This window comes from Clostridium aceticum, assembly GCF_001042715.1.
GTDB lineage: Bacteria > Bacillota > Clostridia > Peptostreptococcales > Natronincolaceae > Andreesenella > Andreesenella acetica.
Map to the genome: position 1 here is coordinate 3,513,649 of NZ_CP009687.1, position 19,826 is coordinate 3,533,474.

Sequence of the window (19,826 nt, forward strand, 5' to 3'; positions counted from 1 at the left end):
CCCGCAGTTTTGGGCGAAACCATAGACCGTGTATATTAAAACTTAGTTTTAAAAAAGTATATCTATATTTCTGTATTATAGTTTTATTCGGTATTTTCTCATAGATTCCTTCTAGTTCCTTAGTAGGATTTTACTAACCTTTATTTGTTTTTTTGATTTGTACAACTTCTCTATGATTTTTTTGTTATGTTTTATAGGATTATGGAAAAAATACTGAAGAGGTGATACAATGACGAAGAAAAACTCTATAAGAAAATTTTATCTCTTATTATTAATATTGTCGATACTCATTATGTCTTTATCAGCTTGTAATATCAACCCCCAACGACCACAACAAAAAGAAGGTCAAAATAAGCCTCCCGAAGTTCCAACGGTATTAGATGAAATGTATACACAAATCCTAACGCTTATGTATGATATTGACTCTATTGAAGGTATACAAGTAGCGATTTCTGAGAAAGAAGCTCAAGAACCTCCATCCGATGGAGAGGCCCAAATTCAACTAGAAACAGAAGGAGGTCTAGAAACAGAGGCAAAGATAGAACAACCTCCAGGTAGTGATGAAGTAGGCGGTGAAGATATCACAAGGTTTATTGAGAAAACTACAGTGCTCATTCCTCTACTAGAAGAAGAGGATATAGAAGGTGCCACTGCTGAAATCGAAGGCCCTCCTGAAGAAATAGAAGAAATTTGGTTTCAGATAAATGATCAAGTCCAAAACCTGCATAGAAAATGGAATGTACTGGAAGCGGATTTGCGAGATGTTAATGCCCCACAAGATCAAATTGAAGCCTTTGAACACACTTTAACAACAGCTTCCTTAGAAGTAATGGAGGAAAAAGCTATAGAAAGTCTTCTTTCTCTTAATGAGCTTACTATGTATCTGGCTGATTTTAGAAATGCTTTTACATCTAAGGTTCCAGGTCAAGTCTTCAAAATAAGATATCATATTCGTCATAGTCTCCTTCATGCGTCTATTGATGAGTATGGTCAAGCGCAAGAACATATTGATAAGGTGAAGGAAATAAAGAATGGATTACAGGCAGAGTTATTGGAGAAAGGTGCTGCTCAAGATCTTCAGAAGTTTGACCTTTCTATTGAAGATTTAGAAAATCAAATAAAGCTACAGAATTTTAACTTAGTACGAACAGACGGTGCTATTGTTTTAAAAAATACTGCTCTTATGGAAGATACTTATAAAAGTCATGTAGAAGAATAAATAGAGCCACTGCAAGTGGCTCTATTTATTCTATAGTTTTTTATCTAATTAAAATCCCGTAAATAGCAAAAATGCTAATATAACCGTCAGAAGAATAGCATAAATAAATACATCACCAAAAATAATTTTGTGCTCATATTCCTTCACACAGTAGTTAGGCACCTTGTCGACAATGGTAGTCACAGGGGTATACACATAGGCCTCTGTATTTGCCCAACGAGGTAAGTGTAAGTGGAATAGATGGTATTTAGAACCTATGATAAACATACCAAAGCCCAATGTATAGACGCCAATCATGCCTACTAAGTCGGAAGCGTTCCAAAAATTCATGCCCACAATATACTTTTCCACGAACTCAGGACTATAGGAAAATGCACCTACTGTCGGTATAAACAATCTGTCTAATAACATAGACGGTCTTAATCCTATAACAACAATGAAAACAGCTAATACTGCCATAGCTATGTTCATTCTACGGTGATCACCTTCTATATCCTTATATTTTTCCTTCATATCTCCTAGAAAAATATAAGAGAAGAACTTAATAAAGGAGCAAACTGTTCCCGCACTAACCAGCTTAAAAAACAACTCTGCATATTTAAATGAAGGGTGACCATATTCGTAAGCCTCAATAATCGCATGATGCAGTATAGATTTGCTGGCAAAACCGTTAAATCCTGGCATCCCTGTAATACCAAGGGCTGCTATTAAACATAGAAGTGCAGTTATTGGCATTTTTCTCCACAACCCACCAAGTTCATACATATTTAATTCCTTCGTTCTCATGTATACAAGACCTGCCACCATGAAAAGCAATACCTTAAACAGAGAATGATTCAGCATATGATAAACACTGCCAATGAAACCCATAGGACCTTTATATCCTAAATAAGCTGCTACACCAATCCCCATAATTACATAACCCATTTGACTTACACTATGGTAGGCCAGCATTTTCTTCATATTTCCCTGCTGTAGTGCCATAAATACACCTATTAACATTGTTAAAATTCCAAGCCATATGATCACAACACCAGCATGTTTAGAAACCTGCCATATTAAATCACTGGCAGCTGTTATATTGCTTAAATCTGGAGAAAAAACAACAGCCATTACCTTCAACATACCATAAGCCCCTACCTTCATTAATATACCTGAAGATAATGCATTTACAGAAATTGGTGCTCCTGCATAGATTTTAGGAACCCAAAAGTGGAAGGGAAACATAGCAGCTTTAATACCAAATCCAACGATTAAAAAAGCTGCAATAATATATTTTATATAGTTCATTTCAGTAAATTGAACAGCAAGATTTGTCCATTCAAAAGTACCAGTATAAGCTGATAACATAAGAATACCACTTAAAATACACAAACCACCAATAATACCCATATAGATATAAACATTTCCCGCCTCTAACTGCTCGTCCCCTCTATGATATACCATTAAGAAATAGGAACTAAAAGTCATCATTTCAAAGAACAAGAAAAAGCTTATTAAATCCCCTGCCATTAAGGTTCCTATCGTGGAAATATAGGTGATTGTATAGAAAAAGTAATTTAATTCCTCTAGACTGTAAAAACCGATCACCAACCACAACACGCCCGCCAATAGGATAAAAAGATAATTAAATAGATCTATTTTTAAGATAACACCCGTTTGAAAGACACTACCAATCTCATAAACTACTGGCCCCTCTAATAGCTGTCGATAGGTCAAAGCTACAAAAACCGTAGTCAGAAACATAAAGGCTTTGACAACGTTTCTTCTAACTTTTGCACCTCTTTCACCTGTGAATGGTATGATTAATATTTCCAAAATAGCAAATCCCGCCACCAAGAAGGGTAAGCCCATTCGTACAACTGCCGCGCCTATATCCATTCTTTGTCCTCCTCTCTTGTATGAGTAAACCAAGGGGAACCCGAAGGCCCCCTATATTTAATTAACCAAATCTCGTCAATAAAAACAGTGTTGTTGCCAAAATAATTGTATAAATCATTACATCACTCTTAATCATCGCTATTTCATAGCGATTTGTAATGCTATGAGATACATTTAAAACTCCTTTATACAACGGTTTATAGATAGTGTTTTCAACACTTAACCATTTTGGTAAATGAAGATGGAATAGGTGATATTTTTTACCTAGTACAAATATAGCTATACCCAATAGGTAAACCCACACCATACCAATCATATCGTGACCGTTAAAAAACTTCATATCTACAAGATATTTATCTATAAAACCAGGGTCGTAGGTCAAACTCCTAGTCGCCGGTATAATAAACTGATTTAATATATAACTGGGAGATTGACCGATGAAAACAATCAGGAGGGCTAACCCCGCCATAGACATATCCATCATACCTTTTTCTCCCTCTATATCCTTATACTTATCAGGACATTTTCCTAAAAATACATAACTAAATAGTTTTATAAAAGAGCACACGGTTCCTGCACTCACAATGGTGAAGAGAACTTCTGCATATTTAAAGGAATGGTGACCATACTCATAGGCTTCAATGATAGCATGATGAAGTATAGACTTACTGGCAAAGCCGTTAAATCCTGGCATCCCAGTGATTCCTAATGCGGCAATAATTGTAACAAAGGCCGTAAAAGGCATTTTTTTCCATAATCCTCCAAGTTTATACATATCTAACTCGTGGGTTCTCATATATACTAGGCCTACTGCCATAAATAGCAGTGCCTTGAACAATGCATGATTAATAATATGATATATGCTTCCTGAAAATCCCATAGCTCCTTTGTAACCCAGATATGCAGCTACACCTATCCCCATAATGATATAGCCCATTTGGCTAATACTGTGGTAGGCCAACATTTTTTTCATATTACTTTGCTGTAGTGCCATAAAAACTCCTACAACCATCGTTATGATCCCTACCCAAATAATGAGGCCTCCTAGTTTTTGAGATACCTCCCATAATGGATCTTTATAGCCACTTACCTCCTCTATACTAGGTACGAAGAAACTAGTAGCTACCCTTAAGATTCCATAAGCTCCTACTTTAATCAAGATTCCCGACAGAAGTGCACTGGCAGGAGTAGGCGCTACCGGATGAGCTTTAGGCAGCCAAATATGCAAAGGAAGCATACCCGCCTTTATACCAAAACCCGCAACAAAAAGAATCGTAATTAAATACTTTATCCACCCTAAGTCCTGTAATGCCGAGGCTAAAGGTACAAATTCTAATGTATTTGTATGGGCAACCAATAAAATCATACCCAACAGAATACATAACCCACCGCTTACGCCCATATAAATATAGCTATTTCCAGCTAAGATGGACTCCTTTGATTGATTATGGGCCACCAGCATATAGGAACTGAAGGTCATCAATTCAAAGAATAAAAACATTGTCAAAAGGTCTCCCGCCATAACGGTTCCTAAAATACCGCCAAGGGTTACAGACATCCAAAGATAAAAACGGTTTCGGTGCTGCTCTATTCCCATGTAATCATGAGCATAAATACTTACTAAGAACCAAAGTATACCTGCAGTTGCCGCCATAAGAAAGCTCAACATGTCTACATGAAAAGTCAATCCATATCCAAACCATCCGTTCAAAGTGTAGTGAATACTTCCTTGAGCTACCTGCGGATACATTGCCAAAACTAATATAAAACTGATAAAGCTGTTATCTACTACTGTAGAATCCCGTAAGTTTTCAGATCTTTTTCCTAAAAACGCTTCTATCGGTCCTGCTAATAAGGAAAACAAGATCACTGCTACAGGTAGTGCCTTAAATCCTGTTACCGTTCGAAGAAACTCCGGTCCAATTCTTATAAGTTTTTGTAAACTATTGCCCTCCATCTTTGTTGAAATTACAAAAGCAAAAACACATACTATTGTAATTAAAAACATTAAAATACTGTTGATGCAGAAATAGTCTAAAGGATGCTTTTTTAGAGAATCTTTTAGGCCTTTCTGAAAGCCACCATTTTTCTTAACCGACTCTGTCGCTTTCATTTTAATGCGCCTCCATTAAATTTAATCTTTTACTATACTTTATTCCGATAAAACCTTAAAAATTATAATATATTATATTATTTAAAGGAATGAATGAACACAAATCCTATGATTTTGTTTATCACTTCCTATTAATATAAAAATGTTACTACAGCTTGTTCTACAAAGTTCATTACAATTTGTGGGAAGAAACCAATGATGACACATAATGCTGCTATGATAATCATAGGAACTGTCATTGCTTTTGGTAGTTTATCCCATACCATTTCACTGGCATTTTTTCTTTCTTTATCTTCTTTTAAGAAAGCACTAATGATGATTGGTAAATAATAAACAGCGTTTAAGAAACTACTGATTAAGATTACAATCAAATAAACTATTTTACCAGCTTCTAACGTAGCAAAACTCAGGTACCACTTGCTCATAAACCCGTTCAATCCTGGAATCCCAATCATACCTAGAGCACCTGTGGTAAATACCAGCATGGTTATAGGCATTTCATAGCCTATCCCCTCTAAATCCCTAATATCTCGCTTACCTGTTTTGTAAATGATGGCACCTGCACTTAAGAATAGAGCAGATTTCATCAATGCATGGGTAATCACATGAAATAATGCTGCTGAAAACCCTTGAGCCGTTGCTAAGCCAATTCCTAGAAAAATATACCCTATTTGAGCCACACTAGAGTAGGCCAACAACCGTTTGATATCCTTCTGTCCTATGGCAAACACAGAACCCATAATCATACCTACAGCTGCAAAATAAGTGATGAATTGTGGAATTGATATTGCTTGAACAATAGGTAATCCTATGACTCTAAATAACAGTTTCATAGCAACAAAGATATACACTTTTACTACCAACCCCGATAATAAGGCACTTGAAGGGGTAGGTGCTGAAGAGTGGGCGTCTGGTAGCCAAATATGCAAGGGAAAAACTGCTGCTTTGATTCCTAAGCCAGTTAGCATTAAACCTAAAGCCAGTAATAAGTTCCTTGGATAAAATTGCCACACTTCTCCCATAACTCTATAAATTTCTCCCATGTTTAAGTATCCTGTTACCATATAAAGTAATGCAAGACCAAACAAGAAGGAGAGTGAACCTAAAGTGTTTAAAATCAAGTATCTAAAGGCTGCCATATAATTTTGTTTCTTACGTTTAATAGAAATAATAGCACAGGATGTAATGGCTAAAATCTCCATAAATACATAGGTGTTAAATAAATCATTTGTAAAGGTAATACCAACCATTCCCAATAACAGTAAAAAAACTAAGCTGTAATATCCAGCAATTTGTTTTGGATATATTTCATGCTCAATATCTTTAATAGAATAAACAACAATTAATATTGCTAAAGATATAATAAAGAACACCATAAAAGTTGAAAATTCATCGATATTGAACTGAATACCAATTTTTGCACTCCAATTACCAATGTTATAAAGGCGAGCTCCATTTTGAAACACATCCACCAGCAAATATACCGCCATGCCCCATACGATGGCTAAAGTGCCTAAAATTGTTGCCTTAGACTTACCATCGAAATCCTTCGTCATCACTGGTATAACCACTGCTGCCATTAATAATAGGAGCAACATATATAAAGGAAATTGCATACTATCCATTGGCCTGCTCACTCCTTAACTCCATAATCTCATCTAATTCGATGGTCCCATAGGCTTCATATATTTTTACAATTAAACTAAGCGAGTAAGCTGTTATACTAACGGCTACAACAATTCCCGTTAGGATCATGGCAGTAGGTAATGGATTAACATAAAGTTCTGTTGTTTGTTCCTTTACCAATCCAAATATCGGTGAATTTCCTCCTGCAACATATCCTACTGAAACCATTAATAAAAACACAGCTGTTTCCATAACATTGATCCCAATTACTTTTTTTAGAAGATTAGGATGTGTCAGTACAGTATATAGCCCTATTACAAATAAAATTGCAGCACCAATATAATTAGTGCGGTCTATTATCGCTTGTAATATCTCCACTGAATTTATCCTCCTTAATAAATGTATGAAAGAGGGTGATTAAAGTAACTGCCACCTTCATACCTATCCCAATAGTTACTAATGAAAGTAGTCCTGCTTTAACAGGTTCCCCTACCCGAAGCATGTAAGCTCCTGCTTCCCTAAGCTTATGCACATCATACCCCATAAAGATGACTACAAAGGCCATGAATGCAAAGCATAGTAATCCTTCAACTTTTCGCTTGAAAATTTTATCAGGCATTTTAACCTCTGCCTTTTCTATCCCAAACACGATCGTATATAAAACAACAGCTGAGGCAACAATAGCCCCTCCTGCAAATCCTCCACCTGGGGAAATACTACCGTGTAAAATAACATACATCCCATAAAGATAAATAAACGGCATTACGATTCTTGTAATGGTTTTTACAATCAAATCATCCATTATGCTTCACCTTCTTTTTTGTGTGTTGAGGTTTCATTTCCTCTTAATACTGACAGCACTGCTACAATAGAAGTAAAAAGTACGCCTGCCTCCAGTAAAGTATCTGCACCCCTATAGTATTTTAAGACAGCGGTAACCGTATTAGGACTTTTCGTATCGTCAATAGAGTTGTCCACATAGTAAGTCGCTACTTCGTTGTAACTTGGGTTATTTATATTTCCTATAGGTGGCATTTCCAACATACCAGTAATCATAATCACTAATAAACCTATTAACACAAATATAGTGAATAGCTTTTTCATTTTTCTGACCTCCTTGTCCTACTAATGGTAGCGATTAGGAGAATAGTTGTAGCCCCTGCCCCAATAGCTGCCTCGGTTAAGGCGATATCCGGTGCTCTAAGGATCAACCATAAAATAGCCATTGTTAAGCTGTAGGCACCAAAGATAATAACAGCTGATAATAAATCCTTTGTTCTTTCTACTGCAATAGCACAACCAATTAGAAAAATAATCAGTACAATATTTAGAACTTCCATATGCTCCACCTCTTTCTAAAAAGCCTATGATGTTTTTCCCTTTTTCAACTCAGCCTTGGCAATAATGTGAGCTGCTGTAGGACTAGTAACCCAAATAAAACCAATTACGATCACCAACTTAACTGCTGTCAAACTAAGACCCTCATGTATCATCAAAGCTAATAAAATCAAACCTGCTCCTAAGGTATCGCTCTTTGTTGTAGCATGCATACGACAGAAGGCGTCAGGCATCCTGATGAGTCCCAAAGTTCCTACTAGAAGGAAAAAACAACCTCCTATTATTAATAATATCATGATTATATCAACGAATAGTTCCATCAGTACTCACCCCTTTAAAATAATTTTCCTTTTTCTACATATTTTGAAACGCAAACCGTCATAATAAATCCTATCATTGCATATACTAGAGCTACATCTATGAAGGTATCCTCTCCTGTCAATATTGCTAACAAAGCTATGATCGTGGTTATTTTTGTAGAAATTACATTGATTGAAATAACTCGATCTGTAGGAGTAGGCCCTACATAGGCTCGATATAAACAAGCAAACGTTAAAATTGCTAGAAAAATAGTCGCCCCACTAAAGGCTAACATCCTCATTTGATATCCTCCTCTAATTTTCTCACATGTCCTTTAAAAATCCTATGGCTTAAATCCTCAACTACTTTCTTGCTACTAACCAGTGGTCTTATCATCCAGTAGGCAACAATAGTGCTCTAAGATTGAATCTGTCATTCCTTCAGCAGCTTCCTTTGTTAACGCATGTATAACAAATCCATCTTCTTCAACATCAACGGTTAATGTTCCCGGAGTTAAAGTTACTGCATTACCATAAATTACTTTAGCTACATCGTTTTTAAGCATCATAGGTACCTTGACAAAACAGGGACTTATGGGTAATGATGGATTTAATACAATTAATGCTACATCTATATTGGCCTTTACTATCTCTACTATAAGTGTCAGTATAAATCTTAAAAAAGTCATTAGTTTTTTCAGGTAATATAGCGGCATTTCCTTCTCTGAAAAGGCAATTTCTTTGGAGTACATTACCACCATTAAACAGACAACTGCACCTACAGCAATAGATTCTACAGTGATCTTAGGAGATAATATTAACCAAAAGAAAAACAAAGGTAAAAACAAATAGACATTCTTTTTTGCTAACCATGAATCCTTTTCCTTCATTCTATTTCACCTCTAATCTTGTTTAATTTTTAACCTCTTATGTAAACCTCTTGAATGTTTCAAAAGATTCCAAAGAGATTTGTTCTAATTAGCTATTATACCACGGAATCTAAAAAATTTCTACATGTTTTAAGGATGAGCGATTATGTTTCTATAATCTCCCATCCTTAAAAAATTTTTTATTTACTTTGTTTTACTACGTTAGATTTACTACGTTAGAAGAAGTGCAAAATTATTCTACCATGCCCTCTTTTTGTTGGACTGCTGTCATACCATAAAGCTTTTTAATGCCTAGCCAAGATAATCCTGCTACAGCTGCGATGGTTCCTAGTCTTCCTCCTACACCTACAAAAGCAGTTGTGGTAGCAATAAAAATAATACCAGCTAGAAAACCCACAGCTACCATCTCTTGGATTTTAGGGAATTTTCCTACAGCCACCATACCTGCATAAGAAGCACATGTAGCCACTGCAGCTAATGTAGCACCTTTATCCGGAAAGAAATGAGGAAAAATAAAACCTGCAACCAAAGTCACAATGGCTGAACCAAACACTGCTCCCTTATTCATAGTAATACTTATATAATATGTTATCAAAGCTGCCGCTATAGAAACCAATATAATTACTAATTTGTCCATTGATCTTCAACCCCCTAAACAAATAAATTCATAATTGCTCTTGTAACCTGCACAGACATAGCCGCTGTAGTCCCGCCTTTACCACCAATGCCTGCATAAACTTCCCCTGAAAAAATAAGTACTATACCGTTTATAATACCACCTATTGCTGCAGCCATAGGGGAAGATAATACTGCGAAACCAGACATTCCAACGAAGGAAGCAATATAAGTAGCCGCTGCAAGAGGAGCTGGTAACAAGATTGCCGCCAATACCCCTACTAAGCCATTAGCAACAATAGGACCATAACCCATCTTATGATTGATATACCATGTAATCGTTGCCCCTATACAGGTACATATCATTGTATATATCTTGTTTTTATCCATTTTCCTTCCCCCCTATTTACTTAATTCTTTGAAATGTCCAGTTAGAGCAATCACAAAAAAAATCGCTGCCGCCAATAAAATAACTACGTTTAGTGTGTTTTCACTTCTAACTACGCCTGCCCCCATCATACTTACCCCTGTTGCCACATACGCTGCCAACCAAAACATTTTTCTAACCATAAAACCCTCTCCCTTAAATTAAATTAGTTTTTAATGCCTTTTTATATAATATTTTTATTAAGGCCTTTTTTATAGAAACGTTATCAACTAGGAAGTCTACTGGAATAAAAAATTTTTTGTCTATTTTCTGAAAAGTTTGTTATTTATTTATCATTCTTTCATAAAAAAAAGCGGATATGTGTCTCCAGCTTCATATTTCGTAGAAAATTCAGTCTCTTTCTGATGGAAATTTTCACAAACATTATTAATTTGTTATGATTTTTATTATGTTTAACTCTAATATACTATAATCTATGTACAAAATCAAGTGCAATATAACTTAGTATGGACATGCTAATAAAAAATAGAGCCTAATTAGGCCCTATTTACTGGCCTGCATAAGCTCTAATAATGTCCCTTCTACTTACAATTCCTACCAATTGATGGTCCTTCACCACAGGAACTCTGTTGATTTTCTTTTTTACCATAATGGTGGCAATTTCTTCCATGGTTTCTTCCTGGTCTACTACAATCACCTTCTCCGTCATAACATCCTTCACCAGATAACCAGCCATTTTTTTTATTTGCACTTCTAGCGTTTTAGGATTCTCTAAGAAGATATAACTGTCTAGCAAAGTAAAGTAAGCAGGAATATGAAGTTCTTTGCTACGATAAATTAGATCCCCTTCCGTAATCATCCCTACTACATTATTTTCTTCATTTACCACTGGTACACCACTGATATTATGTTCTAACAAAAGTTTTATCACATCTTCAACTGTATCCTCTTTTTTTACGGTAATTACTTCTTTTGTCATAATGTCCTTAGCCAACATGCTATCACCACCCTATCAACTTTCTTAATATATAAAATACCCTTTTTCTCTTATTTTAAAAGTTTTTTCAAATATTTTATTCATAAACCGTATACAACTATATCACATCAATACTGTTCATGGTTTCTAAAAACTACTTTACCATTCACCATAGCGTCAATGGTAGCAAGGGCATGGACCTCTAGATTTGCTTCCCTTAGAATTTTCCCACCTTCTTGAAATCCCTTTTCAATCACAACCCCTGCTGCGACTAAGTTGGCACCTGAAGCATCCACGACTTCCTTTAAACCTAATATAGCTTGTCCATTCGCTAAAAAATCATCAATGATTAGTATATGATCTTCTTTACTAATATATCGTTTCGAAACCCTGATTTTATAATATTTTCCCTTTGTATAGGAGTATACGCTGCCTTCATAGGTTTCTTGATCCAAGTTTTTAGATTCTGTTTTTTTAGCAAAAACAACCGGTACATCAAAATACTGTGCTGCTATTGCTGCTATTGCAATTCCTGAAACCTCTGCTGTCAGTATTTTGGTAATCTTTTTATGTGAAAAGATTTTTTTAAATTCCTTTCCTATTTCATTTAATAACCCAATATCCAGTTGGTGGTTTAGAAAGTTATCTACCTTTAAAATATTTCCTTCTAAGATTCTACCATCTTCTATGATCTTCTTTTTTAATAACTCCATTGTTTTCCTCCTTCTCACAATTGTCCTGTCGTTACATAAAGAAAAAGCCCGCAGAAAGTTTCTACGGGTCTTAGAATAGATTTACTTAGCAAGATGTTAAAAGGCAACAATGTTGCCCTAACATCGAAATAAATCTCCCGTAGTCAGACCATTTACGGTAGTCTGGTAGAAACTGATGGACCCTATCTCCATAATTATACGAGAATCTATAAACATACGTCTATAAATTTTAATAAAATAACATATATACATTCATTAATTTTTCAACTTAGCTTACTTAAAGAAGTTTCCGTCACAAGACGTGTCCCTTCCCAAGTATAGTTTATTGTAGCTTATTTATTAAAAGAAATCAAGCAAATCCAAAAATTCCTACTAGAGTTTTACCGCTTCATCTCTATCAAATAAATACAGATAACTCTCCTTAATATTTTTTCCTGTAATTTTTTCTAATGCTTCTCGATAGAGTTCCAATTGCACCTCATACTTTTTCTTAATTTCCTCACAAGTGTTTACAACCCTGTCACTCTTATAATCTACCAACACCAGTCTATCTTCCTCTTGAAAGTAACAGTCGATCACCCCCTGTACCAACAGGGTTTCTTCACATTCCTCTAATCCTTCTATAACATCTTTTGCCTTTTTCTTAATGTTAAAGGGAACTTCTCTGTAAACTTTTTCAGCCTTTAACATCCTTCTGCCCAGTTCACTATCGAAGTAGTTTCCAATCTTTTCAACATCAACTGTCAAAGATTCCTCTTCTGTTAAAAGCTCCTTAGCCACCATCCATTGAAGCTGTTCTTTTATATTATTGTTTTTTTCTATTTCCCTTAAATCTAAATGCTGTAATACAAAATGTAGGATCGTTCCCAGCTCGGCTGCTGTAAAGTTTTTTGTACTCTCCAAAAACTTAGGCTTTCTTACTAAAGTAGGAATCTTGTATCCCATCTTCTCCATCGCAGCCACTTTGGACTTTTTAATCTCTGAAACTGATAGTTTGGAGGGGATTGTAGTAGCTGCTATGTGTGGATACTTCCAGTTAAGAATATGATCTATTTTATTTTTATAGGGTGTCAGGTCCTCACCATGATAATTTCTTAATTTTTCCTTTATTTCTTCTTGTCTATCTGTTTTTTCCAGCTTCTCTATACCAATGTCTTTACGACTCAATAAGTGAACTGTAAATTTAGCTTTATCCTCAAGCAACTTATTCATATCCATCTTTATTTCTGCTCTTTCTCTTAAAGCCTCTCCCTTTGGATGTTTTGTCAACACCATGCCTATCCAATCTAAATAATTTCTAGCAGAGGTTAGCATATAGGTATTCATGTTTTTACTCCACTTTTCCACCTGTTTAGAAAGCTTTTTAGTAGACCCTACTAAAATCAGCTTATCTACGGCTCTTGTCAAGGCTACATACAAAATCCTCATTTCCTCTGATAAACTTTCAATTTTAATTTTATTCTTCATTGCTAACTTTGCTATAGTATCTCTATAGGTCCTTAGCTTTATATCGGTAAACTTAGGCCCTAATCCCAAATCCTTATGCAGGAGTAAATCAGCATGAACGTCCCTTAAATTAAAATTCTTTCCCATTCCTGCCAATATCACTACTGGAAATTCTAAACCTTTGCTTTTATGGACACTCATAATCCGCACTACATTATCCTTTTCTCCCAGCACTTTTGCTACGCCCATGTCGCCTTTGCTGCTTTCTAATTTTTCTATAAATTTTATAAAACCAAAGAGTCCTTTAACAGAAGTTTTCTCAAACTGACTCGCACGATTTAATAATAACCTAAGGTTTGCTTGTTTTTGTTTCCCCCCCGGCATAGCTCCCACATAATAAAAGTAACCTGTATCTATAAAAAGTTTCCATATCAATTCATTTGTTTTCATAAATCGTGCCTCATCTGCCCATCGGGATAGATCAGCTAGAAAACCCTTTATTTTTATGGTTAAAGAGTTTTCATAACTTTCTATATAGGTTAGTAATGCGTCAAAAAAGCTAACTTCCTTTCGACAGATCCTTATTTCGATTAGCTCCTCCACAGTAAACTTACCTATGGGGGATCGCATAACACTCAATAAAGGGAGATCTTGTCTTTTATTATCAATGATCTTCAGCAGGTTCATAAACATACTGATTTCCACTGCTTCAAAATAGCCAGCATTAACATCCGCATAAACGGGGATATTTTCAGCTGTCAGGGTTTCTAAAAAGGTTTGTGCCCAATTTTGTGTTGTTCTCATCAGTATTACAATATCTTTATAGATGACATTCCTATATCGCTTCTCTTCAGGGTCGTAAATCTTCTCCTTCAATAATTCTCTAATTCTTTTAGCCACCAGTGCAGCTTCTACTTCTATATCTTCTAATTCCTCTAATTCCTCCTCTAGTTCCTCTTCTGTCTCAAAGTCCTTCTCTATGATATTTACTTCGATGGAGGCATCCTCAATAGCTTCAAAGTTTCCCCCTTGATAAAGGTAAGCTTCTTCATTATAATCAATTTCCCCTAGCGCCTTAGACATAATATGATGAAAGATGAAATTCACTCCGTCTAAAATTTCTCCCCTACTCCTGAAATTCTTAGCTAAATGAATCTTTCTGTAAAGAGCGTCTTCTTCTAACTGATAGGCTTCATATTTATCAATAAATAGGGTTGGATCTGCTAATCTAAATCGATATATGCTTTGTTTTACATCCCCCACCATAAATAGATTATCTTCTCTTTTTATAAAGCCAATCAAGGTTTCCTGCACAATATTACTATCTTGATATTCGTCTATAAAAATATATTGAAATCTATCACGATATTCTCTTGCTGCCTTCTCATTTTCCAAAATTTCTAGGGCATAGTGTTCTAAATCGTTAAAGTCAACAATTCCCCGTTCTCTTTTTTTCTCCCCATAAATTTTTTCAAAACTTACCACCATGTCATATAAATAAATCATTAAAGGATGCAATGCCTTTAGATCTTCTACATATTCCTCAGGACTGAGGAGAAAAACATCTTTTTTAATGGTTTTTATAATATCTTTGCTTTTATCTCTCAAGTCCTTTACAGCTTCTTTGAGAACTTCATCTACCTCTTGCTTTCCTCTGCTGAAACTCTTATGTTTAAAGCCCTCAATATCTCTATAAAATATTCTAATTCCTTCTCTCAAACTCTGTTTTAAACCTTCTATTTGCCTAAGGTCATCTTGAATCGCCTCTAAATATTTATAAGGTCCCTGTGGTTTATTACAGATTTCTTCCGCCTCTTTTAGCAAATCTAATGCTGCCTTTAGACCCATGAAAATACTTTCCTTCATGGTATCTACCCATGGGGTTTGCTCAAAATTTTCTAAATCTACATGGAAAGCTTCTGCCTTCTCTCTTAGCCACTGATATGGCTTAGGCTGGCTTTGTATAAAGCGATATATCTTTAAAATCAAATTTTGTAGAGGTTCATCCTCTTTTGTGCCACCAAATGCCTCTACCAATTCAATAAAAGTGTCATTGTTTTTTTCATATTCTTCTTCTAGTAACTCTTCTAAGGCTTCTAATTGCAAAATATCTATTTCCGTTATATCCCCGATACGAAAAGTAGGGTCAATATCAATGAAATGGAAGTGTTTTTTTACTACTTCTATACAAAAGGCATGTACCGTCATGATGGAGGCTTTGTTTAACAAAGTCATTTGTCTTCTCAAGTGTTCTTCATTATCATTTTTTTTCTCCAATTCCTTTACGATAGCATCAGCAATTCTCTCCCGCATCTCTCCTGCCGCAGCATTGGTAAAGGTCACAATCAATAGCTTGTCTATATCCATCTTGTCCTGCAAAATAATTTTAATAATCCGTTCTACTAATACCGCCGTTTTTCCAGAACCAGCAGCTGCTGCAATTAAAAGATTACTTCCTCGAGCTTCAATCGCTGCTTTCTGTTCCCTCGTCCATTGTCTCATTCTGCATCTCCTCCTTTCCTTGTCGTAGTTTTTCTAATACTTCCTCTGAAGTTAGAGCTTTTATGTTTTTGTAATGATTATCACGAAACACAGTATCAAACTGGCAAATTCCTCCATAATCACAATATTGACAAGATACTTGTTTCCCATTTTTGCAGGGCTGGATTTCAATATTACCTTTTAAAATCTCTTTGCCAATTTCCTTCATAATATTTTTCACATGAATCATTAAATTTCTAAAATCTTCTTCTGTAGCTACAGCAGATTTTTTTCCCACCGTTTCATCTTGATTCAAGGATACAGGAATAACATCAGAATATTTTTCAATTTCATTATCCATGCCTTTAATTACTTTTAAGTCCTTTAAAACCAGACCCTTCATTTTAAACGCTTTGTTTATTTCCTTTTCTATTTTTTCAACTGCCTTATCTGTTGTTTTTACCATAGGATCGTCAATCTTAAAATAAAAAACTCCCGCTGGATAGTTTTTACCTTTTCTCCATTGATTTTTTAAGGCCATCACTGCCTCTAGATAAACCATCAGCTGCAACTGAATACCATAGTAAACGTCTGATAAATTAAATTCCTTGTTGCCGGATTTATAATCAATGACTTTGAAGTAGTTACCTTCTTCATCCTCTAAAATATCTACCCGATCGATTCTTCCTTCAAGGATAATTTTTTCCCCATCATCCAGCTCTATGATAATCCCAGGAATGGTATAACCTTCGCCAAAAATAACTTCATGGTCATAAGGAATAAAATCCCCCTTTTTAATATGCTGCACCAAAGTCCATAAAGCTTTTTTGCTAATACGGGTCAAGCGATTGATTAAATACTTATAGCGATGGGTGCTTAGCATCACTCCATGTTCAAAATCCTTTGCTAGTTGCTGCATGATTTCCTCCATCATTGCATCACTTTCTACTTGCCCCATATCCAACCAGTTGATCTTTTTTTCCTTTGTAAGCTTTGCAAACTTTTCCATAGAGTCATGAAACAGCTTCCCAACATCCGGAGTCCTTAAAGCATACTCTTTTCTTTCCTTAGGTTTTAGCCCATAGTTAATAAAATGAGCGAAGGGGCACTTCACAAAAGTTTCTAATCTTGATACGCTGGTTTTAATAGGGCTGCTGTCATATAGACCTCTTACTCTTCCTTTATCTATATATCTCACTTGATTTTCATGAAAAAGCCCTTCGATCATCATATCTTTTTTTCCCTGCCAATAGGGTTGATGATCATACCAGTGATAAATATCCCACCATAAATCCTCCATAGGTTTATCTTCTACATGTAAACGTAGATTCTCTGCTAAGTATTTAAAGGTACTGGTGGGAGCAGCCACCAAATGCAACTGATTTTCTAAGGTATTTATAATATCTCCTTCTACCACAAGCTGTGGAAATACTTTTTTGAAACGATCGATTAGTATAGAAGGTCTCTTTGCCCTACCTTCTTCATCCCCTACAGCGAAGCTGATCCATAAATATTCCTGGGGCTTTGTAAAGGCAGAGTAGATAGAAAAATTTTGTTGAAACAATTTTGTTTCCCCGCTGGCACTTAACTCCATACCAGCAGCTTCTAAAGCTTTTCTTTCATGATCTAAGAAAATCCCCTCCTCCTCTTGCAGAGAGGGTAAGATACCATCATTCACCGCTGCTACAAAGAGGGCTTTGATATCGTGACTTCTAGAACGGTCTATATTTCCTACCAATACTTGATCAATGGTGGAGGGAATTACACCGATCTCACAGGCAGAAAAACCAGACTCTAATATCCTATAATACTTTTTTACAGAAATTTTGCTCTCATCTAATATTTCATAGATTTGGTCAAAAATCTCCATAACGGTATTCCAGATTTGGGTATTTTCATTGACATAATCAAATCTTTCTTTTTCTTTTAATACCTTAATCCATTTTTCTAACTTTTCTTCAATTTTCATTTCCTGTAGGAAAGTAAAGAATGCCTTGGTTATTTCTTGAGAAGTCTTATCTTTTTTTAGTTTTTTATGAAACTTATTCAAAGGTTCTATAAGCTTTTCTCTCATCTCATTAAGCCATAAAAGCTTTTCTTCATCTTCTCCCTTGTTAAAGGGCTGTAGCCACTGATCACCCCTAATTCCGTATCGCAGCACATAATTTTCGAGAATTTCCTGTTCTTCCTTCGTTAGATCAGTAAAGCCTGTCTTCATTAGTCTAAACATTTCTCTATATTGATAATTTTTCAGCGTTGTTTCTAATGCTGCTAAAATGAACTCAATAATAGGATTGTTCATGATGCTTCTTTTTTCATCGATAAAGTACGGAATATCATATTCCTCAAAAACTCTTTTTATTATACCACTATACCCTTCGAAGTCCCCTGAAACTACTGCAATATCCTTAAACCTATAACCCCTCTCCCTTACTAAAGCTATAATTTCTGCAGCAATATGCTCCACCTCTGTATAGGGATTCAATCCAGCAAAAACCTTTATATTTTCTACTTTCTTAGTAAATTGACGGTAAGGATAGGAAAAAAATTCTTCCTCTATATGGGCAATCTCCTTGGTTTTTCCCATCTCTTGTCTTTTGTGAAGGTCTAAGTTCACTACCTTCTCTTCAATATTTAATTGATGGGCTATCTTTTTTATTTTTAAATGAGTATTTTCAGGAACTTGAAACAAATCCTTTTCCCTTTCTTTTCCCCTCAACTCTAATGTAAATGTAATATGTACTTCTCTTGCCTTTAGTAGTAATTTTTCAATGATTTTTAGGGTTTGGGGGGTAAAAACATGAAAGCCATCGATCCATATCTCTGCCTCCTCCAAAAACCCAGCCTTCTCAATATTCTCCATAAATAAGTTTAAGTGATCTTCATTATCCACATATCGATTTTCTAAATATCTAGAAAACTCATGATAAATCAAAGCGATATCCGATAACTTCATTTTTAGAATACTATCCTCTTGGATTTCATCTGTAGCTCTATTTAAGTCCAAAGGACTAATATCATATTGTTTTAATTCACAGATCATATCATTTAATTTCCCTATAAATCCCTCCTGTTTTGAGGTATTCTTATAAACCGTTAGAAGACTGCCCTTTTCATCCAGTATTTTTTTTATGATCATGCTCTTTCCCACTGTATTTACAGGCACCTTTGTCAATCCTCCAACTTCATTAAAAACCCTGTGGGCAAGCCTTGTAAAGCTTAGTACTTCCGCCTGTAGGATACCATCTAGCTGTTGTTTTTCTATCAAATCCCTCTCTGCCTGTAGGGTAAATTGTTCTGGAGTAATTAAAATCAAGGGATGTTTTACTTGTTGTTGTAGTCTCTCTTTGATTTGAGTTAACACATAAAAACTTTTACCAGTTCCCGCCCTGCCAGTAATATAGGTTATACCCATTTGTTTCACCTCTTTTGTATAATATTCTTGAAAAATTTTACATTTTTCCTACTTATTAAATGAAATAATAATAAAAGTTTGATAGCATACTAATACTGCTATCCAAAATTTTAAGGAGGGATTTTATGAAGATGCAAGAAGGATTGATCCCAACTGTTTTAGGTACAGCGGTTACTGCAACAGGAACAATTATGTCTAAGAAAAAAGTACAGCCGATTGTAGCAGCCGGCATCATAGGCTTTGGATTAGCACATGTGGTTTTAGGTGCTATTGATCTGATAGAACACCGAGATCACTAGAAATACTTTTTAAAAATAGAGAAGACTAGGTTTAAGACCACTGAAAAACTATAGTTTTTTGTTTGTCATTCTGAAACAAAGTTGAAGAATCTTATGTTTTCAATATAATTAAGATCCTTCACTAACG

Annotated in this window: 19 protein-coding genes and 1 riboswitch; of the genes, 2 read left to right on the forward strand and 17 right to left on the reverse strand. The window is 35.3% G+C overall.

The annotated features are described in order from the left end of the window. The first annotated feature begins 229 nt into the window (after positions 1-229). Positions 230-1,219, forward strand: a complete 990-nt coding sequence (locus CACET_RS16185; RefSeq protein WP_044824199.1) for a hypothetical protein — start codon at positions 230-232, stop codon at positions 1,217-1,219. A 48-nt stretch (positions 1,220-1,267) separates the two neighbouring features. On the opposite strand, the gene CACET_RS16190 is transcribed toward CACET_RS16185, so the two are convergent. The 17 genes from CACET_RS16190 to addB all read right to left on the reverse strand — a co-directional run bounded on the left by CACET_RS16190 (position 1,268) and on the right by addB (position 19,400). Then, positions 1,268-3,100 (reverse strand): complex I subunit 5 family protein, encoded by a 1,833-nt coding sequence (locus tag CACET_RS16190; protein ID WP_044824200.1) that lies wholly within the window; start codon positions 3,098-3,100, stop codon positions 1,268-1,270. Between the two features lie 61 nt (positions 3,101-3,161). Then, positions 3,162-5,213, reverse strand: a complete 2,052-nt coding sequence (locus CACET_RS16195) for a complex I subunit 5 family protein (protein WP_044824201.1) — start codon at positions 5,211-5,213, stop codon at positions 3,162-3,164. 131 nt (positions 5,214-5,344) lie between these two features. Then, positions 5,345-6,838 (reverse strand): complex I subunit 5 family protein, encoded by a 1,494-nt coding sequence (locus tag CACET_RS16200; RefSeq protein WP_044824202.1) that lies wholly within the window; start codon positions 6,836-6,838, stop codon positions 5,345-5,347. After that, the gene (locus CACET_RS16205; protein WP_044824203.1) at positions 6,831-7,217 is read right to left on the reverse strand and encodes a sodium:proton antiporter; all 387 of its coding nucleotides are present in this window, start codon (positions 7,215-7,217) and stop codon (positions 6,831-6,833) included. The genes CACET_RS16200 and CACET_RS16205 overlap by 8 nt, the downstream gene beginning before the upstream one ends. Then, the gene (locus CACET_RS16210; RefSeq protein WP_044824204.1) at positions 7,183-7,641 is read right to left on the reverse strand and encodes an MnhB domain-containing protein; all 459 of its coding nucleotides are present in this window, start codon (positions 7,639-7,641) and stop codon (positions 7,183-7,185) included. Before CACET_RS16210 ends, CACET_RS16205 begins: the two co-directional genes overlap by 35 nt. Beyond that, positions 7,641-7,943: a Na(+)/H(+) antiporter subunit B gene (locus tag CACET_RS16215; RefSeq protein WP_044824205.1), complete on the reverse strand. Its 303-nt coding sequence runs from the start codon at positions 7,941-7,943 to the stop codon at positions 7,641-7,643. Before CACET_RS16215 ends, CACET_RS16210 begins: the two co-directional genes overlap by 1 nt. Next, entirely contained in the window at positions 7,940-8,179 is a 240-nt protein-coding gene (locus CACET_RS16220; RefSeq protein ID WP_044824206.1) for a hydrogenase subunit MbhD domain-containing protein, read from the reverse strand. Before CACET_RS16220 ends, CACET_RS16215 begins: the two co-directional genes overlap by 4 nt. Before the next feature lie 24 nt (positions 8,180-8,203). Then, positions 8,204-8,497 (reverse strand): monovalent cation/H(+) antiporter subunit G, encoded by a 294-nt coding sequence (gene mnhG / locus CACET_RS16225; protein ID WP_044824207.1) that lies wholly within the window; start codon positions 8,495-8,497, stop codon positions 8,204-8,206. Between the two features lie 14 nt (positions 8,498-8,511). Further along, on the reverse strand, positions 8,512-8,778 hold the full coding sequence (locus CACET_RS16230) for an MrpF/PhaF family protein (RefSeq protein ID WP_044824208.1): 267 nt from the start codon (positions 8,776-8,778) through the stop codon (positions 8,512-8,514). 75 nt (positions 8,779-8,853) lie between these two features. After that, entirely contained in the window at positions 8,854-9,366 is a 513-nt protein-coding gene (locus tag CACET_RS16235; protein ID WP_044824209.1) for a Na+/H+ antiporter subunit E, read from the reverse strand. Positions 9,367-9,598: 232 nt separating this feature from the next. After that, on the reverse strand, positions 9,599-10,003 hold the full coding sequence (locus CACET_RS16240) for a hypothetical protein (RefSeq protein ID WP_044824210.1): 405 nt from the start codon (positions 10,001-10,003) through the stop codon (positions 9,599-9,601). A gap of 14 nt (positions 10,004-10,017) precedes the next feature. Beyond that, on the reverse strand, positions 10,018-10,371 hold the full coding sequence (locus CACET_RS16245) for a hypothetical protein (protein ID WP_044824211.1): 354 nt from the start codon (positions 10,369-10,371) through the stop codon (positions 10,018-10,020). 12 nt (positions 10,372-10,383) lie between these two features. Continuing rightward, positions 10,384-10,551 carry a hypothetical protein gene (locus CACET_RS20615; protein WP_158386115.1) on the reverse strand — a complete coding sequence of 56 codons (168 nt, stop codon included), beginning with the start codon at positions 10,549-10,551 and terminating at the stop codon, positions 10,384-10,386. Between the two features lie 365 nt (positions 10,552-10,916). Next, a complete protein-coding gene (locus tag CACET_RS16250) occupies positions 10,917-11,366 on the reverse strand; it encodes a CBS domain-containing protein (RefSeq protein WP_044824212.1) in 450 nt (149 codons plus the stop codon). A 107-nt stretch (positions 11,367-11,473) separates the two neighbouring features. Continuing rightward, positions 11,474-12,058, reverse strand: coding sequence for a xanthine phosphoribosyltransferase (locus CACET_RS16255; RefSeq protein WP_044824213.1), 585 nt, complete (start codon positions 12,056-12,058; stop codon positions 11,474-11,476). 120 nt (positions 12,059-12,178) lie between these two features. Next, a riboswitch (purine riboswitch) is annotated at positions 12,179-12,280 on the reverse strand. A gap of 150 nt (positions 12,281-12,430) precedes the next feature. Beyond that, positions 12,431-16,006 (reverse strand): helicase-exonuclease AddAB subunit AddA, encoded by a 3,576-nt coding sequence (addA, locus tag CACET_RS16260; RefSeq protein ID WP_044824214.1) that lies wholly within the window; start codon positions 16,004-16,006, stop codon positions 12,431-12,433. Next, positions 15,969-19,400: a helicase-exonuclease AddAB subunit AddB gene (addB, locus tag CACET_RS16265; RefSeq protein ID WP_044824215.1), complete on the reverse strand. Its 3,432-nt coding sequence runs from the start codon at positions 19,398-19,400 to the stop codon at positions 15,969-15,971. Before addB ends, addA begins: the two co-directional genes overlap by 38 nt. 125 nt (positions 19,401-19,525) lie before the next feature. On the opposite strand from addB, the gene CACET_RS16270 reads away from it, so the two are divergent. Continuing rightward, positions 19,526-19,699, forward strand: a complete 174-nt coding sequence (locus tag CACET_RS16270) for a hypothetical protein (protein WP_044824216.1) — start codon at positions 19,526-19,528, stop codon at positions 19,697-19,699. Positions 19,700-19,826 lie beyond the last annotated feature (127 nt).